Genomic DNA, 17,230 nt, shown 5'->3' on the forward strand with positions numbered 1-17,230 from the left:
TTCGCCCCTCACTTGCCCACCTGTGCAGTGTGCCGATTGGGCGACTGGTCCACAGTTGGGCAACGGCGGTATCAACTAGGCGCCTCTTAACGGTCGTGTTCATCAAGGCCCCTCAGATAGTCCTCTATTTGCTGCCATGTGTATTCGGTCCCACATGGCGCGCTCTCGCCTATGCGCCCTATGCAGACGGCTGCGCCATGGTGGAGCTTGAGGGCGCCTGCGCATTCGCCACACACGGCGCCTCGTACGATCGAGGACGGAGGGACGTCATAGCCGAGTGTCTGACGCGCCCTGCGCACCCAACTGCGCATGTCTCGCTTGAGTTCGTCTATGAGCGCTAGGGCCTCGAAATCGCCTGGGAATGGGCTTTCAACCCGTGTTGCGGAGCGTCCTCCGGAATCTGTCGAGGTAGCCGGCGCGGCTATAGCGGCTTGCAACTGAGCGATCAGGGGCGCATGCCGTACGGTCCTCGCGCGCGTCTCTATGGTGCTGGGACAGTCGCACTCTGCCCAGGTGGGGCGTGATCCTGTGCAGTCCTCCGTGTGCGTCTTGACGCGCAACTGATACTCAACGCGCTCATCAAAGCCGTTCACTAGTTGCTCTGTGAGCTGGGCTATGTACTCAAGGTCAGAACTCATTACCTCTCGACTTTCGGGCACGCGTCATGCAGGGCCCATATGTACGTCCCGCATTCGATGCCCCAATAGGCGTCCTGCGGTTTGATGAACTCTCGGCACGCATCGCAGCGCACGCGCCTAGAACGGGGGCGGATCACAGGTGTTGCAAGAGGTTGGGTTGTCCCCCTGCGAGCCTCCGCGGAGACAGAGGGGCGGTCCGGGCGCCCAGTAGCGCTCACAGGGGGTGGGAGAGGGGGCGGAGCGGCCTCAAGGAAGCTCTGAGCGTCCATGGGGTGGCCTGCGCACGCGTGGGCGCCCAGTAGGGGCGTACCGGCTGCCACGTCCCGCGGTGAGGCCACGGTGAGCGCCTGGGCGCGTCCGGCTGCCGTGCGGAGTCGATACACGGTCCGGCCGGACAGGAGTACCGCGCGCAGCTCGACCGCGGAGAGGGGCGCCGTGTCGACTCCCGCCCATGCTCCGGACACGTGGGCCGTGAACACCCAGGCGCGGCACCTGACACAGACGCCCAGCTTTGGCGGAGTATCGATCAGATGTTGAGCCATTCATTCACTCACAATCTGCAACACCTGTCCGGCACCTGTCCTACCTGTCCGCCCCTATAGGGGGGCGGACAGCGGACAGGTAACCGGTGCCGTTTGCGGACAGTTTTAGAAACCTGTCCGGGACAGGTCTGACCTGGGCGTTTGTCAAAACCTGTCCCCATGATCCCGGACAGGTCGAATAGGCACCTGTCCCCATGATCGCGGACAGGTCGAGGCTACGCAGAGTAATTCTTAGTCGTCTGCGAGCGGCAAAGGGGTGTCTGAATCCTGGGCGCTCTTTTCCGGCTGCCTCGACGCCTCGCGCCTTTTTCGATAGGCAATGGCAGGGGCAAGAACAGTGTTGCCTATTGCTATCTCTCGATCTGTGAGCCATGCGCGCATCCTGTCTCTGCCCAGCTCTATGGGCGCGTTGTGTTTGTCGAGTAGTTGAACGGCTGCGCTTATTACAGGGTCGAGCCCTGGGATTCCGAACGTTGCCGCAGCCTCCGGGACCAGGACAACGGAGGTTTCTGGGGAGCCGTTGCGCCGAGTCATGCCGTGTACGGCCACGACGCGCGGGAGTAGGCGAACCTCCGCGGAGTCGTCGTCATCCTTGGTCTTATCGATCCGTACCGATATGACACGGTCCGCGCCCTTGCCCTCTTTCTTCACTAGTAGCTCTGTCTGGACTGCGCCCAGGACGTTGGAGGCTCCGCGGCCATGCTCGCCCACGTGTCCTGTGTGGTGTACGAGCAAGGCGCAGGCGTCCGACTCCCGCGCAAGGCGCTCGATCCTGTTGAAGATCACGGACATGCGCTCATTGCTCGATTCCTCTATGCCGACCGTGGCGCGCGCCTGGGTGTCGACGATGACAAGCGCAGGTCGGAGGCGTTTGCATGCCTCTTCCAACACAAGCCATTCGATGCCGGCCACCTGTATTGGGCGGGGCAGGAAGTGAACGCCAGACATGCGGCAGCCTCTTTCTTGCTCCCATGCCCGGACGCGTTTTTTGATGCCCCCTGCGCCCTCCGCTACTAGGTAGATCACCTCTCCCTTGACGACGTCCCGCCCTGCCCATGGCATGCCGTTAGCGACGCATCCCGCCATGTCGAGGGCAACAAAGGATTTCATCGATCCTGGCTTGCCATTGATGCGCGCGACTGTGCCCCGATACAAGAGGCCATCGATTACCGGGCACAGTTCCTCTATGCCGTCTAGCGCGTCCGTCGTAAGCGTCTCTGACAAGAGAGCGTCGACCATGGCGGAGACGCGCGAGCGTTGTTCCTCTTCCTCGATCGTGAGGGCACGCTCTTTGGCGCGGTTATAGCTAGCTATCTCCTTTGCTTTGTCTATCTCGGCTGCCTCGCGCCTGTGCGCCTCTATAAGGGCCTGTGTTCTATCGTCGGCACTCATAGAGGGGAGCTTGGCGGAGAGGACGCTTACAAGCCTCTGTACGTCCTCATTGAATGACTCAAGCGGAGCGGCCTCCGGGTTGAGTAGCCACCAAAGCGCGAGGCGCGCGTTTACCTCTGATTGGGGAAGCTCTGCACTCCCCTGGGGTTCAATCGACACGGTCACCCCTGCCCCTGCCTAGATGATGGGCGCAGGGATGATCTCTATTCCGGTCCATGCCCAGACGCGCATAGGGCGCTGAGCGAAGAGCTTGTGTGTTTTGGTCCACCTGAAACGGGCGCCTCGATAGTCGATATCGATGCACGCGCGGATGACGAACCTACGGGCAGCATCGGCATTGGACGCAACGCCTCTGATCTTCCCGTTGTCCGAGATCACCCATGCGCCCCCATCGTCGTTGCCGTCCATGCCGCGGCATCCTCCTTTGGCTTCCCTGTGCGCCTCCGTCGATATCGATTACGTGTCTGCGGAACATCCCTTGACGTGATCCGCCCTGCCGCCCATAGGACGCTCACCGCGTGCGCCTCAGACCAGGACATGAGCGGATCGAGCAACCGCCACAGGGCTTGCTTGTGCCCCTTGTGCGGCAGGCGCTCCCCGCGGACCAGGGCGCGCACGTCCTCAACGTGCCTGGGGGAGATCCGGCGCGGCAGGCGCTTAGCCGTGGCCCTGTCCGCCCGGAGGACACCCCGCTTGAGGCCCTGCGCCACGGCTGCCGCGTTGCTCGACACGCCCCACTTACGGCGCAGCTCGACCATGCCGTTGTGAACCGTGTTGGGCGTGACGTGTTCCCGCTCCGCTATTTCCTCGACGCTCAGGCCATCGGCCAACGCCTGTACGTACGTGATCTGTTGGGGATTAGGACGGTAGGCAATCGGATGCCCTCTGACCTTGTAATTTTGGGCGTAGCGCTTGCGCCGGCGGAGCCTTTGCCAAGGGTCCTTGGCCCTGTGCGGCCCGACCCATTCGAGTTGTTCCCACCATGGCCGCGGAGGGGATTTCACGGCCCGTTCCTGCGCCTGCCGTGCGTTGTACGCGCGCTTGCGAGCGAGGGCGCAGGGGCGGCACTTGCGCCGGTACTGGTCCCGTGACTTGTCATAGACGACGTAATAGTTGGCAGGGTCCTCGAATGAGTGCAGTCCCTTGCCGCAAGCCGCTTGTCTAGGTCGAGGCATCCTCTCCCTCTTCCTGTGGTCGAGGCGCAGGCAGGCGGAGGGAGCCTTTACAGGTGACCTCTGCCCAACCGTCGCCCTTGTGGGTCGTGTGCGAGGCGAGGCGCCCGTTAGGGCGCAACTCGACTTCCCGCTTACAGCACTCGCAATAAGCCCAATCAACGTCCCCCAGGTCACCCCTGGGGTTGAGAGTCATAGTCGTTGCCTCCGTCCGGCAGACAGGCGCTCTCGCCCGGAAACAAAACCTCTGCGTGAAACTCGCGGCACTGCCCCACCCAACTAGCGTCCGGCCACGTGATAGCCACTGACCTACCGCAGTCGGGACACGCCCATATCTCGATGGCGCCATGGCTACCGGAGGGAAATAGCCTGTGCACGCTTACCGCTTTCGTCGGGTATTGCGGTTGGCCATGTCTTGCCCCGCCACCAAACGGGCGGACGTTCGCACGTGAATAGCCCTGTCCGGCCGTGGCGCCATGCGCCGTTCCGCCCTGTGGCGGTAGGCCATTTGTTGGTAACCCATTGCTTGAAAATGCGGCATCTCATGGCGCACGGTCCTTTTCCTTGTCTATGAGTCCTCCGGGACACACTTCCCTTACGCGTGCCCCAGGGTCGCCCAGGATGGCCGTAAGGGCGGAAGACAAGAAATGCGGTTCAACGTGGCTTCCCACGATGACCGCAACGTGTCTGTCTCGGCTCTTCCCTGCCACTTGTCCGCAGGCGGGGCAGTAATAGCGGCTAGGCATCCTCGCTCGACTCCGCCCAGGCAATGAGCGTCCGGTAGTCGAGCGCCATAGCCGTTGCACGCTGCCGCTCCAAGTGGCGTCTACTCGCACCCAGGGACACGCGCTCACCCGGTACGCGGTAGTCGAGTTGTTCCGCTTTCAGCTCTAGTTCCGCGGCACGCTTACGGAGTTCGGCCAACACAAGGGGGTGCGTCACAGTGGCCACCCCTCACGCCCGCAGTCGTCGCACCTGCCCTTGAGTTCGCCTGTCGTGTTGGACTCCGCGAACACCTGCCGCCAGTCATAGGAATGCAGTCCGAACACGTGGCAGCGCACCCATTTACGCAGGTGGGCGCAGCCGGCCAAGAGTTGTTCTCTCATGATTCCTCGCCCAACTTCCGGTAGTCCTGGGTGATCCGTTCGACTTTTCCGGCGGCCTCGCGGAGGGCAGAGGCACGATTCATGAACCATATTTCTCTGACCTCCGCCTCTTTCTTTGCCTGCCGGTAGTGGTCCGCCCAGGTGTCGAAAAAGGCAGCCATAGCGCGGATGCGCTCGACTGCCTCATCTGGTGATGTGTGGAATTCCTGCGGCTCATCCATCGGGGCGCCTCCGCCTGGGCGTCCTGCGGGATGCGTTGTTGCGCGGGTCCGGGTTTGGTACCTCTCCGCGGAGATAGGCGCCGTGAGCGCGTGCGCCCTCGATTGCCTGTACGAGAGCCGTTGTGGCGTCGAATGCCTCGCGCACGGTCAACACGCAAAGCTCACTGCCGATGGTGATTACGACGCGTTCCCCATCGTGGTCAATTTTCATTGCACCCCCCGCAGCACAGGGGCTTAGCGGCAATGAACCTGCGGACCAGGGTTGAGCACTCGGGGCAGAGCTGCGCGCTAACTTCCGCCTCCGCGTAACGGTCACGGCCCATGGCAAGGCGCTGCCAACCCTCCGGCAGGATGGAATAAGGCTCCGTGACAGTGACACCGTGCGTTGTGCCGCACCTGTCGCACTTGATTTGGTAGCTCATTGCGCGGAGTCCTCCGGCCATGCGAATCGGGGACTAAATAGGTTGGACAGAGGTACCGCGCGCCACTCGATAGCGACGTCTAGCCGTGCCGCTATGGCCTCCGCAATGGTCAGCCTGAGCGCGTGTTCTACCTGGTCACGGGCCGTTCTGTCATTCCACACAGGCGCCGGCACATGGTTTACCGCCGTGACTTTCTCGCCGTTCCAAACGGCCGTAGCGCGTACAACAACGGAATCGTCGTCAGCCATCAAAACCGCCCCCCTGTCACGAAATGAGCCGTGAGCCACACCATGGCCAGCAACAGGAGAGTCCGCCTAAAGCCAACCCATCCGATACGGCGCTTATCCCGGACGGCAAACCACTTCCATATGTGCTCGCTCAGCGTGTCGCCACGCTCTTTGTTGACCAATGCAGCTAGCTCGACAAGGGCGCAGGCCCCCAAGAGGGACACCCAAGCCCAAGACCAAATGGACATGACTAACTGACCTCCGTTCGTAACGGTTGTGCGACAAAGAAGGGACCAAAGGCGCTTGCAATGTTGCAAGTGGCTTTAAGGCGCGCTAGCTTGGGCAGCGCAAGACAACGACAACGCGGAGGGGCACACGATGAACGACAAGGTTTGGGCAGGCACGGCAACCGGCTCGACGTTCCACGCTTTCCCGGAGGGCAAGGGCCTCTGCAACGCGCGCATCCGGCCGTACCTGCGCCATCTCAACGCGGAAAGCAACCACAAGGACTACCGGACCATGGATGAGGTCAAGGCCCTGGGCGCGGAAGACAGGGTTTGCGAGCGTTGCGCGTTCCGCATGGCGCACCTTGCGCGTAAGGCGGAGGCGGAGGCCAACCCGATTCAGGCGCTCACCCCGGAGGACGCCCAGGCGCTTGCCGACGACAAGGGCCGTGTCCTGTTCGAGGGCAACGCCAACACCCACAAGAAGCCGCAGGGCTTCCCGGAGCCTGTGACCATCGAGCGCGAGGGGCGCGTGTGGGTCCTGCGGAGCGAGGACGGCACGGAGCGGCTGCGGGTGCGGGGCACGACCAAGCTCTATGTCCGGCGCTGCCCGGAGGGGTACGACGACATGCGCGCCCAGGCTCGCGCGGAGGCGGAGGCCCTTGCCGAGTCGTTCACCATGGTCGAGGTTGCCGCCCCCATCGAGGCTGCGGAGCGCAAGGCGGAGGACACAGGGGTTGTCTCGGCGGACGTCACGGCGGCATCGGTTGACGCCTGGGTAAAGCGGGAGTTCCCCGCCCTTGCCCAGCTCGACGCGGACCAGGACCAGGGCGCCAACGAGTATCCGAACGTCGCTCATGGCGACCTTGACGACGTCGAGGTTTCCGCGCAGGACATTGCGGATGCTGCCCTTGCCTCCGGAGAGTGCGAGTGGACCGACGAACAGGTTGCGGACGCTGCCCAGGCGGGAGCGCGTGTTGTCGAGGCTGCGGAGGCGCTTACCAAGGAAGCCGCCCAGGGCGCCCGGTACGCCGTTGGTCAGACGGTCGACTACACCCGCGGGGGCGACGTTCCCGCGGGCATCCCCAACGGGCGAGTTGAGGTCACGCGGGTTGTCGACCATGGCCCGGAGGCGGCATACCGCGAGGGCGGACGCTTCACGTACGTCGTGCGGATTCCGGGCGTGCCCCAGGCGACGCAGGGCGCGTCAGAGGACGAACTGACCGCCATTGAGGGCGCTCCACAGCTCGACGCCCACGCAGTCACCCAGGAACAGGCGGAGGCCGCGCGCGAGGCGGACGCGCGAGGGGTGCGCGCGGAGGCGAAGGCGCGCGAGGCTGCCGCCCTGCGCCTTGAGGCCCTGCGCGGTCCGGAGGTTGAGGCGGACGTGCCCTTTGTGGGCGTTCACCGGAACGTGAGTTACATGATCACCATGGCGCCCAACGAAAAGGCGCGTGCGTCTTGGAAGCGCGTTTCTCTCGCTTCCTACTTCGCTCACCACGTCAAGGCGCACGCCCAGGCCAATTCCGGCAACGGTTGGGACGTCATCGTTGAGGGGTGGACGGATGGCGAACTCAACGTGTTGATGCTGGAAGGCAACCCGCAGTCGACGGAAGAGGCAATTGCCTACGCGCGCACCATGGTTGTTGACCCGTACCGCGAGCGTGAGGCGGACGCCCTCATTTCCGCCTGGGGTTTCTGATCAGTCGCCCCTTACCGGCGCCCCTGCCAATATGCGAGATTGGTAGGGGCGCTGTTGCGCTTAGGGAGTGATCACATGGCGAACACAAAGAGGGCAGGCGTCGAGGCGCGCAAGGACGCGGACCGACCCTGCCTGATCAGTAACACGGTGCGTGACTACCTCTTGTCTCAAGAGCTGGGCGAGGACGCGCGCGGGTTGGTCGAGGGCGCCGTGTGGCGCGAGGACCGTTCCTGTTGGGTGATGGCGTGCCCTCCGTTCTCAACTCTCGGCGAACTAGCGGACGTTGCCGCGTAGCCCAGCTCGACGCACAGGCGCCCCCTGTCGCACGGCGGGGGGCGCTCGCGTGTTCTCTGGCCTACAGCCCTGCATACGGGTTGTCGGGCCCAGGTGAACGGCACTCCTCCACTTGGCACCACTCATGCCGCGGGTGATTCCACGTGCCGCAGTCTGAGCATTCCCAGTAGTCGGAATAGATGTCCTCGCACGGACATAGCCTGTCGTGCAATGCGTGCATGACGTAGCGCAGTAGGTATCTCACGGGTCATCCCGTCCGCCCCTGTAGCCGGTAGGCGCTGCGTATGGTCGCCTCCGCCTGCCTGTGCCCTCCGTCGCCCTGTGCGGCTGCGTACGCGTCCGACAGAGGCTCTAGAACGTCGTCTAGGGGGACTCCGTCCGCGCAGGCTGCGCGAGCCGCCCACAAGAGAGCCTGATTGCGGTTGCCCTCCGTGGCTTGCTCGACCGTGGCGATAAGGCCCGACAGGGCGCCCGTACGCCCAGGCTGCCGGAATGGCGAGGACACCCGTACAGGCTCGCGTCTGCGGCACAACTCGACTAGCCACCCAGGCGCCGGCCTCACGGGCGCGGCATTCTCGGCAAGGTACGCGCCTTTGGTCGTGACGCTGCCTGCGCCCAGGACGTACCCGCCCCACTCGCCTGCGTTACAGCGAATGTCGACTAGGCCCTTGACTATGGATGCCTGCGAGGCTTCCGCGGACCTTATGCCCTGGGGCCACAGGTAGTAATAGTGGCAGCCAAGGGAGCCGGTACAGACGCGGTACGTGTCGTACGCCTCCGCCCACGATCCCCCCAGGGACTCACAGACGTGCCGGAAGACGTCCGTACCGTCAACAAGAGGCCCAAGGGAGTCATGCAGTCCCGCGTACTGAGTACCCGTCAATTGGTACTCACGCTTTGGTATGTCGCAGTCGACCACGATGAGGCCCGATGGCTTGCAAGCCACTCCGATATTCGAGTCTGGCCAACGGCGCCAATAGTCAATGATCCGGCCTAGGTTGTTGGTCGCAGCCTCGCCCCATCGGAGCGTATACGGCTGCCCAGGGGTGAGCGTGTGAGGCGTTTTCTCATTCGGCTCAACCGGAAAGACATGGAAACCGCGCGCCCTCGCCTGTAGCGCGTAGGCAATGAGGTTCACACGCTCACCCCTCTCGACTAGTTCAAGCCCGAACTGAGGACGAACTCAAGGCGCTTGCGTACGTACTCCCGCTCATCCTCCGGAATCGGATATCCGGCGAGTTCGTACACGGGCGCCACGTTCGACGTGAGGAAGTCAAAGGCTTCCATAGGGGAAAGCTCCCTGTTGCGAACCTTGATGGCTGCCTCATTCGCTGCGTGCGTCGCCACAGTGTTTAGGGCGTGCGCGGCAACGCGGCTCAGGTACTCCGTCTTGCACCCCTCGCACTCGATGGCGTCCAACCCTGCGTCTATCAGCGCGTGCAATGTCTGTCGGTCCATGCGTCCTCTTAGGTAAGACACAGGGGCCTGTCCCTCGCGCGACAGGCCCCATGTGTGTTGGTTGTTAGCTCTGTACGGCGGCAAGGGCCGCGTCGAATGCGCTCTTGGATTCGGTCAGTTCCGCGTGCGCGTCCTTGAGATCCGACTCATGGGAGTCGAGGCGCGCGCCACGTTCGGTAAGCCGTTCCATCTGTACGCGGATCTTTTCCCGCTCCGCCTCGACGTCCGTTGCCTCAAGGCGCTCGACGCGCACCTTGGCCCGTTCGTACTTGGCCGCGAGAGTCGGCAGCGTGAGGGGCGCGCGCCCCCGCCTCTTGGGGGCGTTCACCACGTTGTCTGACGTGTCCTCCGCGGTAGCCGGCCCCTCTTCTATCGAGCCGTCCCAGTCGTCATCCTCCGTGTACGGCTCCGCCGTTACCTCCGTCATGTCTACAACCTCCGCGGTTTCCTGTGCCTTACGGCGCCTGGGGGGCATGTGCTCTCCCTTGGTTGAATTACTGGAAGGGTGCGCAGTTCCCTACTCCCTGCGCGTCCGGACGTTTTCCCACCCGCCATGTGGGGGCATGGCCTCCGGCCCGTATTGCTCGGTTACTTAAAGGGGTTGTCCGGGAATGTGGCTGCGATCATCCGCATTTGGTCCTCGCCCATTCCGGCCACGGGAACGCCCTTGCCCATGAGGAACTGAGCGAGGGGCGAGGGCGCGGCCTCCGCGGGTGCGGGAGCTGCGGCAGGCTGCGCCGTGATGACCTGTCCGGGCAGGGCCCCAGGGGGCGCGTACACCTGCGCAGGCTGCGCCTGGGGAGCCTGGGCAGCCTGCGCCTGGGTGTTCTGCCATGGGTCGTACGGGAGCGCCTGAGAGGCGTACTGCGGGGCAGGCGCCTGGGCTACCGGCTGCGGCTCCGCGGCAGGCTGCGCGAATTGCTGAGTCCGCGGGTTGGCGTTCACGTAGCCCGTGGCCATGGCCGCATCCTGCGGGGTGAAATCCGCGAGGACGTACGCCCCATCCTTCTGACCCTGTGAGGGCAACTTGTTGAGGCGTCCCAGGACCATTGACCCAACCATCTTGCGGAGTTGGGGAACCAACCCCTTGCCCCCGATACGCGCCCCCGAGAGCTTTGTAGGCTGCCCTGTCTGGGGGTCCGGCAGATCGATGATTATGACGTCTGCGGTAACGACGTCGGACGTTTCCTGCGTGCCGTCCGGGCGATTGAAAGTCTGGGGCGTACAGGCGTCCGGGTAGATCAGGAACAGGCGCCCCAACCATTGCGGGTTGTCCCTGGGCGCGAACTTATCCGCCTTGCCGGGTTGCTGAAACTGCGGAGGTGTCGTCAACTCTTTCTCTCTCTCATGAGGTACCGATAGGCCCTGTATGCCTGTAGCGGTACGGCTGCGTTACCGATGGCGCGTAGGGCTTCCGTCCGGTCCATTCGCGGAACTCCGGAAACCCAGGCGCGAGGCAAGCCCATGAACCATTCGACAAATCGAGGGGCAAGGCGCTTGCCGCCTCGCGGACCCAGCTCGATGGGCGGGGGCGCAGGCTGCCGAGTGATGCGCTCCCAACGCTCGATTGCGGGGGCGTAGCGCCCCCAATCCGTGACCGTGCCTCCGTCGCCCAGGCGCGCGAGGGCGGTAACTAGGTCGTCACCTCCGGAGCCTGGGCGTTCGGCTCGCGCGTAATCAGGGCCGCGGATGTTGTCGGCTGCCGTTGGCGTCGGTAGGAGAGGCAACGGCAAACCATCGGGTGCGGACGTGCGCGGCTCCCACAGAGGCAGCGCGTAGGCATACCCATTCGAGGTCATACCCGCAGCCGGCCAAGTCTCCGGCAACGACGTCAAGGCCCCTTGTCCGGATGGCTGACACGTTTTCCAGATACGCGCGTCTGGGTCGTATCTCGCGAATGGCTGTAGCGACGTAGGACCAGAGTCCGGAGCGTCTGCCACCTATTCCCCCTCTGTGGCCTGCGTGGCTTATGTCTTGGCAGGGGAAACCCGCCACGATGGTTGTGATATCGGGATGCTCGACCGCTACCGCAGCCCAATCAACCTGGGTCATGTCGCCCAGGTTCACCGCGTCCGGGAAGCGTCGAGCCATGACCAGTGATGGCCAATAGGCTTTCTCGGCATAGAGCGTTACCCGCTCGCCTGTAAGCCGCTCAACGGCGTAATCGAGGGCGCCCACCCCTGAGCAGAGAGACAGGATCACGGGAGTTCCCGCGAGACTGCCCCGCACACGCGGCAAGTCCATGAGAGCGGACCGCGGTTGGCAGGCGTCGAGGTTTCCGCCCAGTCATGCAGAGAGGGCGCCACCCAATGGGTAAGCGCCCTCAACGTGATGAGTAGCCATGCAATCACTTGCACCTATCCGGACCGTGGCGCTTGCCACAACAGGCACGACGTTTCCATGCCTTGCCGTTCCGCCGTTGGTCGTTACGCTCGCCCTTGTGTTTCTTGGGCTTTTGGTTCTGCGCCATATCGCCTACCAATCATCGGGGGAGTCTCCCGCTATCCAGTAACCAACGCGCTGCCTCACGGCCCATATGACGTCCCAGACGCGATAGCGCACACGGCGCCCAAACGGGATGCGGACAGGCGGGGGCGGCTCCGTACCGGGCGGCAACGGCACACCTGCGTCTATTAGTTGCTCGACGCTAACCGGCACGTAGTGCACTACCTTGACGGCATTCATTGACAGGTCGGTTATCTCTATGGCGCCGTGCCGGACAGAGCACAACTCGCAGCCGGTACACAGACCCAGGCGCCATCCGCATTCGGGCGCGTCACCGCTTGCCATTGCATCCCCTCTCGCCCTCGCTATCGCCTGGGGCGTAGAACGGGCAGAAACGGCAGTCATCGGCCATGGGCAATTCACGCGCTACCGCGGTAGCCGGCCCCTCAAGTCCCTTGATGCGCTGGGCTATTCGCTCGACGCGCTCAAGGGCATTTATCGCAATGCTCGGATCGTAAGGTTCCGTCCACACGTAAAGGTCATCAAGCGTGCCTGCCTCGCGCGGCCAACCGATGATTGCAACGTGATCAACCTTTTCGCCCTTGAGGCGTGCGCCATAGGCGTACGTGTGCACCTGTACCCGGTACGTGGGCGAGGGGCCCTTAGTGCTCAGCTTGTCCAACGACCAACGCCCCATAAGTTTATGGTCGAGGAACATGCAAAGCGTCCGGTCGAGCAAGTCACCTGTTCCGTGCGGGACATAGGCGTTGGGGAATTTCAGCGGTACCTCTACCGCGTACCTACCTGTACCGGTATTCGCCCACACAAACATTTCAGCAAGCCCAGCGTGAACGCAGGTGCCAACGAATGAGGCCCAGTTATCACCCCCCGGATTGGTAGGGGGCACCCGCAGTAGGGACATTGCAATACGCCTGTCGCAGGGACTACCAATCTCGCTAGGTCCGAGCGTTTCTTGTTGATTGCGTGCGAGCCTGTTCGTATACGCATAGAACGTTTCCTTGAGGCGTGCGGCAATCTCTCTGCCGTGTTCTGTCATGGGTACGGCTTCCGCGAGGACGCGAGCCGTCCGCGCCGGTTGCTCGAACGGCGGGGCAGGCTGCCGGAACTCAAGCGGCCCAGGCTGCGGAGTCGTCTCCGTCGACACAGGCGCGCTGCCGGTTGCTGGGGCAGCCTCCGTAGCAGCGTCCATCGGAGGCAAAGGGACAGTAGATATCGCGCGAGTCGCTGTCTCTGCGTTCCAACTCTGGGCGTTCCGGTATGCCTCCAGTTGCCGCCTCGCTAGATCCGGGGCAGAGGGTTCGGTCTGGCTCCGCGTAGGTTCCGACGTTGATTCCTCCGGGGCATCCGCAGGTGTCGGGGGCGCATCGTTCGTCGTGCCGTCCGGGGTGGGGGCAGTCTCCGGGCGGGAGTCCCTTGCCTGCGGGGTGTCGTTGCTTGGCTCGCTCGATGGCTGCCGCGTAGTCATCAACGCCTGGGATGGGGTTTTCTCGCACGGCTCCGATTCCTCTCCGCCGTTGCCGGCCTGGGCGTATTCCTTGCCGGACATGGGGCATTCCTCGCTTCCGCGAGGCACGATCAGGTGACGCCCATACCGCCCCTCTTTGTCGAGGATGGGCGTCCGTCCGCATGCGGGGCAGTCGGCATAGTCACGGCCCTTTACCGGCGCGTCTGAGTTGTCCGATGGCCCAGCGTCGAGGACGTGTTTAGGGACGATGACCCCGGACATGTCGCACTCGACGCCCGACGTCTTGTCATGCTTGCGGAACTTGCCTGCCGCAGTCGGGGCAATGTCCTTGCGGCATACGGGGCACCTGTATTTAGCGGCCATACATTGCCGCCAAGTGCTCAACCTCAATGGTCATGTACCGGATTTCGCCCAGCACTAGAACGGGGGTGAGGTACCGGCGACGTCGCCACCCATGCACGCGCCGGACCTTGACCCCCAAATAGCGGGCAACTTCCTCGACGGTCATGAGTTCGCCTGTCGGCTGCGGGGGCGCCTCGCGTTCCTCTCGCGGCTTACGCTGCCGCGGTTGCCTGCGCGTCATTCTTCCGCCCATCTTGCTATGTGGCGCTGCATGATGAATCGCGCCTGTGGTCCTGTGATGGCTATTGGCCCCATCCGGTACCGGCCCAGGTGCGCCGAATCGACGTACCATTTCCAACCCTCCGGAGTGGCTTTCCCTGCGCGCTTATGGCACAGGAGAGGGAGCGCGAGCGGACTACGGCGCTCGACGGTTTCCGTGATGTCCGCCCACCATTTGGCGAATAGCTCTGTCTGCATGTGCAGTTCGTGACGCTGCCGACAGTGAGGGCAATAGGCGCCCTCTTTGCCGTCCTTGACAGAGATGATTACCGGGGGAGCTGCGGACGGTACCGGCTCGACGTCCCCAGGGTCGAAACGACCGCCCAGGGTGTTTCGCCTCGCGTCGAGGAATCCGCAGCTCTCCCGCAACCAATCAACAACGGCAGTTTCAGCGGCAGTCCCCTTCTGTTTGTTCCGATTGGACATGGGCCCCTCTCTCGTAAGCGTGGACAGGCAGGGGGCGCGCTTCCCCTCAACAAACACATCAGTCATTGGGCGCCCTCATGAGGCGCGTTCCCTGTGTTGGCAGTCGCAGCCGGCGCACGCCTCATGGCCGCGCGGCTTAGGCGTCTTGCCTGGGCACCAAAACCCTTTTGGGTATCCATTCCGTAGAGAAATCCTGTGGCGACTCAGGCGCGCGCTACCGGGGCGCGCATAGGCGACTGTCCGGCCACACGTGGCGCATTGGGTCGGAGGCAACTTGCCGTCCGCAGCCTGGGCGCAGGGCTTACAGATCATGGGTGATTCCTTTGGTGTCGAGTGGCGCAGGGCCACAACCCGCCGGACGATGAGAGGCAGAGGGAAATGAGAGGGGTGAGCGCCTGTGCCGGACATGACGCACCCGCTTGAGACATTCGATGGCAGGGACGCAAAGGAAGAGGCGGAGAAAGCCGCGGAAAAGATTTGGCGCCCACGGGCGCAACGCATGGGCTATGACGTCGAGGTGAGGACGGTTGAGCACTCCGCGCGCCGGTACGGCGGCACGATCTATCAGCGCGCCACGTGGGGCGTGTTCCTCGCGCCCCTCAAGCCGCAGGGCGAGGACGCCCAGGGGGAGCCTGCGCAGCCCAGCAACGGCGCGCAGTAGGGAGCGCTAGGGTTTCCCTCAGCAACCGACCCAGGGGGGTAGCCATGGCCGCAGACGACGACGCACAGGCGGAGGCGATACGGCGGATAGTCGACGCCTCGCCCCCGCTTTCGGCGGAGGATCGAGAGAGGTTGGGTGCACTACTCGCCCCCAACGACACAGACGACGACTCGGAGACATGACAAGGGCCCCTGCCGCTCGCATTGGCAGGGGCCCTGTGTCTGACCTACTGGGGATCTCTACAGAGGTCTAGGTCATTCTCTCTGTCGAATCGCCTGTTGGCCGATCCGTCAAAGGTATTCCAGACGATTGTGATTACTACTCGCCTCTCTAGGTTCACGCACAACACGATGCGTTCCGTATGGATCAGGTGGCATCCGTTGTACTTCCGCGAGGCTATCGCCCTCACAGGGCGCTCTATCGCCTCTCGCAGTTGCTCCGGATCTAGGGCCATGTCTACTGCCCGACTAAGCGCGTGATGAGAGAAAGTCCATTCATCTGCGTTCCGTCGTGCGGACATGGCTACCCCTTACGCGGCTTGTGTGTGATTCACCTGCCTCACCATGAATGGAGACAGGTCTATCGGACGTGCGCCCTCAACCTTGGGCGTGATGATGAGTTTGGAGAGGTCAAGTTCTTCCGCGGGTGCACCCTTGGGGCGTCGCCCCATCCGGCGCATTACCGGTTTCAGCTCGATGCGATACAACAGGCGCAGGATTTCCCGCCTGCGCGCGAGTGACAGGCCCTGCCACGTTTCCGCGGCAGCCGCGTGATTGGCTGCGAACGGCGCCAACGGGTCATCCTGTACCGCGTCGACCATTTCCGAATTGATCTCTTCAACGCGCGCGTTGAGCGTTGCGCGTGCCGTTTTCCATTCGGCCATGGTGAGTTCTTTTCGGCCGTACTCTTCCGCAAGCTCTGTCTTGCGCGCCTCGATTTCCGCTAGTTCCTCGCGCAGGGAGTCAAGGTCAATGTCCTTGACAGGCTTGACGAGATCCGCAATATCAGGGCGGGACAGGCGAGCGATCACAACGCGATTCATGAACGCGTCGAGCAAGCGCGCGGACTGACGTCCCCTGCCGCATTTCTTGCAGCGGTACACGTCGACAGCAGTAGCGCTCTTGCGCACAGTGCACGTGACAGGCTCATCCGGGTTGGTCGTGCAATGGGGGCACTCATAGATGAGGCTCCCAAACCATTTGGGGACGTTGCTCCCAGCGGTCCGGCGCGCAGGGTCATTGAGTAGGACGATGAGCGCCTTACGCCTCTCGTCCGGGATGATCGGAGGAAACGCGTTGTACTTGACGATTTCGCCCCTATACACGGCGTGACCGGACACCCGCGGACTCAAGAGAATCTGCTTAACCGTGCGGCCCGACCAATTCCCGCCCTCGAATTCCTTGTTGCCGCGCCGATACTTGCGCTTGTCCTTTGCCGAGACAGTCAACACGCCCCGTTCGTGCAAGGTGCGAATGAGCGCGGACACGTTGCCCTTAGTGGCGGTTAGGTCAGTTTCCCAACCCTGAATCTCTTCCGCCTCTTCCCCGTTGTGCTGGGTCATGTCCAACACGGGGCGTTCCTCGTACACGCGCTCAGCAATAGGCGCTTTGGGGTTGATGCATCGGTTGGTCACGCGCCCAGTGTCGACACCCCACCCGTACGCGCGGACGCCTCCGCCCCATTCACCATTCCTCGCCTGCCGCAGTCGAGCGAGGGCGACGCGCTCACCCTTGTGCGCCGATTCCTTGTTCGCGTCGACAATGTCATGCAGGAAATCAGCCTTACCCTGCGCGCGCCGGAAGTTGTACTCTCCGCCCCTTTGGACGGAGTACAGGCGGACGCCATGCTTAATGCACAGCTCGATGAACATGAGCGCTTCCGCAGGGTCACGCGTCAAGCGGTCCGCGTGCCACACGGTCACAGTGCCGATGACGCCTGCGACCATGTCACGGCACAGGCGGTTGAAGTCTGGGCGCTCGACTCCGCTGTACGCGGAGATTCCGACGTCTGAGTACCTGCGATCGAGGGGGCGCCCCCAGGTGTCGAGCGCAAACGCCTCGTTCTCGTCGTTCTGTGAGTCCGTGCCCCGCCCCGTCTTCTGTTCGTCGAGGCTGACACGGTCGTATGCGACGTTGAGTTTGTCGGCTGACCTGCGGATACTTGGTTCCTGAGTGGTTGCTGTGGCCATGGGGG

General features: G+C 63.3%; 14 protein-coding genes. 2 read left to right on the forward strand and 12 right to left on the reverse strand.

Annotated elements, in window-relative coordinates:
- Positions 1 to 1,411: 1,411 nt before the first annotated feature.
- The 4 genes from AB0E91_RS11175 to AB0E91_RS11190 form a co-directional block, all read right to left on the reverse strand.
- Positions 1,412 to 2,731: an AAA family ATPase gene (locus tag AB0E91_RS11175; protein WP_361778549.1), complete on the reverse strand. Its 1,320-nt coding sequence runs from the start codon at positions 2,729 to 2,731 to the stop codon at positions 1,412 to 1,414.
- Positions 2,732 to 2,749: 18 nt separating this feature from the next.
- Positions 2,750 to 2,980, reverse strand: a complete 231-nt coding sequence (locus AB0E91_RS11180) for a hypothetical protein (protein ID WP_361779090.1) — start codon at positions 2,978 to 2,980, stop codon at positions 2,750 to 2,752.
- On the reverse strand, positions 2,947 to 3,747 hold the full coding sequence (locus AB0E91_RS11185; RefSeq protein WP_361778552.1) for a LuxR C-terminal-related transcriptional regulator: 801 nt from the start codon (positions 3,745 to 3,747) through the stop codon (positions 2,947 to 2,949). Before AB0E91_RS11185 ends, AB0E91_RS11180 begins: the two co-directional genes overlap by 34 nt.
- A gap of 1,099 nt (positions 3,748 to 4,846) precedes the next feature.
- On the reverse strand, positions 4,847 to 5,071 hold the full coding sequence (locus AB0E91_RS11190) for a hypothetical protein (RefSeq protein WP_361778555.1): 225 nt from the start codon (positions 5,069 to 5,071) through the stop codon (positions 4,847 to 4,849).
- Positions 5,072 to 6,098: 1,027 nt separating this feature from the next.
- Between AB0E91_RS11190 and AB0E91_RS11195 the strand changes: the two genes are divergently transcribed.
- Positions 6,099 to 7,646: a hypothetical protein gene (locus AB0E91_RS11195; protein ID WP_361778558.1), complete on the forward strand. Its 1,548-nt coding sequence runs from the start codon at positions 6,099 to 6,101 to the stop codon at positions 7,644 to 7,646.
- Positions 7,647 to 8,187: 541 nt separating this feature from the next.
- Here AB0E91_RS11195 and AB0E91_RS11200 read toward each other — a convergent pair.
- From AB0E91_RS11200 to AB0E91_RS11230, 7 genes are all read right to left on the reverse strand, one after another.
- The gene (locus AB0E91_RS11200) at positions 8,188 to 9,078 is read right to left on the reverse strand and encodes a bifunctional DNA primase/polymerase (protein ID WP_361778561.1); all 891 of its coding nucleotides are present in this window, start codon (positions 9,076 to 9,078) and stop codon (positions 8,188 to 8,190) included.
- A gap of 17 nt (positions 9,079 to 9,095) precedes the next feature.
- A complete protein-coding gene (locus tag AB0E91_RS11205; protein ID WP_361778564.1) occupies positions 9,096 to 9,398 on the reverse strand; it encodes a hypothetical protein in 303 nt (100 codons plus the stop codon).
- Positions 9,399 to 9,462: 64 nt separating this feature from the next.
- Entirely contained in the window at positions 9,463 to 9,825 is a 363-nt protein-coding gene (locus AB0E91_RS11210) for a hypothetical protein (protein WP_361778567.1), read from the reverse strand.
- Between the two features lie 161 nt (positions 9,826 to 9,986).
- Positions 9,987 to 10,730, reverse strand: a complete 744-nt coding sequence (locus AB0E91_RS11215) for a hypothetical protein (protein ID WP_361778570.1) — start codon at positions 10,728 to 10,730, stop codon at positions 9,987 to 9,989.
- A gap of 345 nt (positions 10,731 to 11,075) precedes the next feature.
- Positions 11,076 to 11,642, reverse strand: a complete 567-nt coding sequence (locus AB0E91_RS11220; protein WP_361778573.1) for a DNA cytosine methyltransferase — start codon at positions 11,640 to 11,642, stop codon at positions 11,076 to 11,078.
- Between the two features lie 532 nt (positions 11,643 to 12,174).
- Positions 12,175 to 12,900: a hypothetical protein gene (locus AB0E91_RS11225; RefSeq protein ID WP_361778576.1), complete on the reverse strand. Its 726-nt coding sequence runs from the start codon at positions 12,898 to 12,900 to the stop codon at positions 12,175 to 12,177.
- Positions 12,901 to 13,681: 781 nt separating this feature from the next.
- The gene (locus AB0E91_RS11230; RefSeq protein WP_361778579.1) at positions 13,682 to 14,023 is read right to left on the reverse strand and encodes a helix-turn-helix domain-containing protein; all 342 of its coding nucleotides are present in this window, start codon (positions 14,021 to 14,023) and stop codon (positions 13,682 to 13,684) included.
- A gap of 870 nt (positions 14,024 to 14,893) precedes the next feature.
- On the opposite strand from AB0E91_RS11230, the gene AB0E91_RS11235 reads away from it, so the two are divergent.
- Complete coding sequence (locus AB0E91_RS11235; protein ID WP_361778582.1) at positions 14,894 to 15,037, forward strand: hypothetical protein; 144 nt, start codon at positions 14,894 to 14,896, stop codon at positions 15,035 to 15,037.
- A gap of 529 nt (positions 15,038 to 15,566) precedes the next feature.
- Here the strand turns inward: AB0E91_RS11235 and AB0E91_RS11240 are convergent.
- Positions 15,567 to 17,225, reverse strand: a complete 1,659-nt coding sequence (locus AB0E91_RS11240) for a recombinase family protein (protein WP_361778585.1) — start codon at positions 17,223 to 17,225, stop codon at positions 15,567 to 15,569.
- Positions 17,226 to 17,230 lie beyond the last annotated feature (5 nt).

This window comes from Streptomyces sp. NPDC026659, assembly GCF_040638245.1.
Lineage (GTDB): Bacteria > Actinomycetota > Actinomycetes > Streptomycetales > Streptomycetaceae > Streptomyces.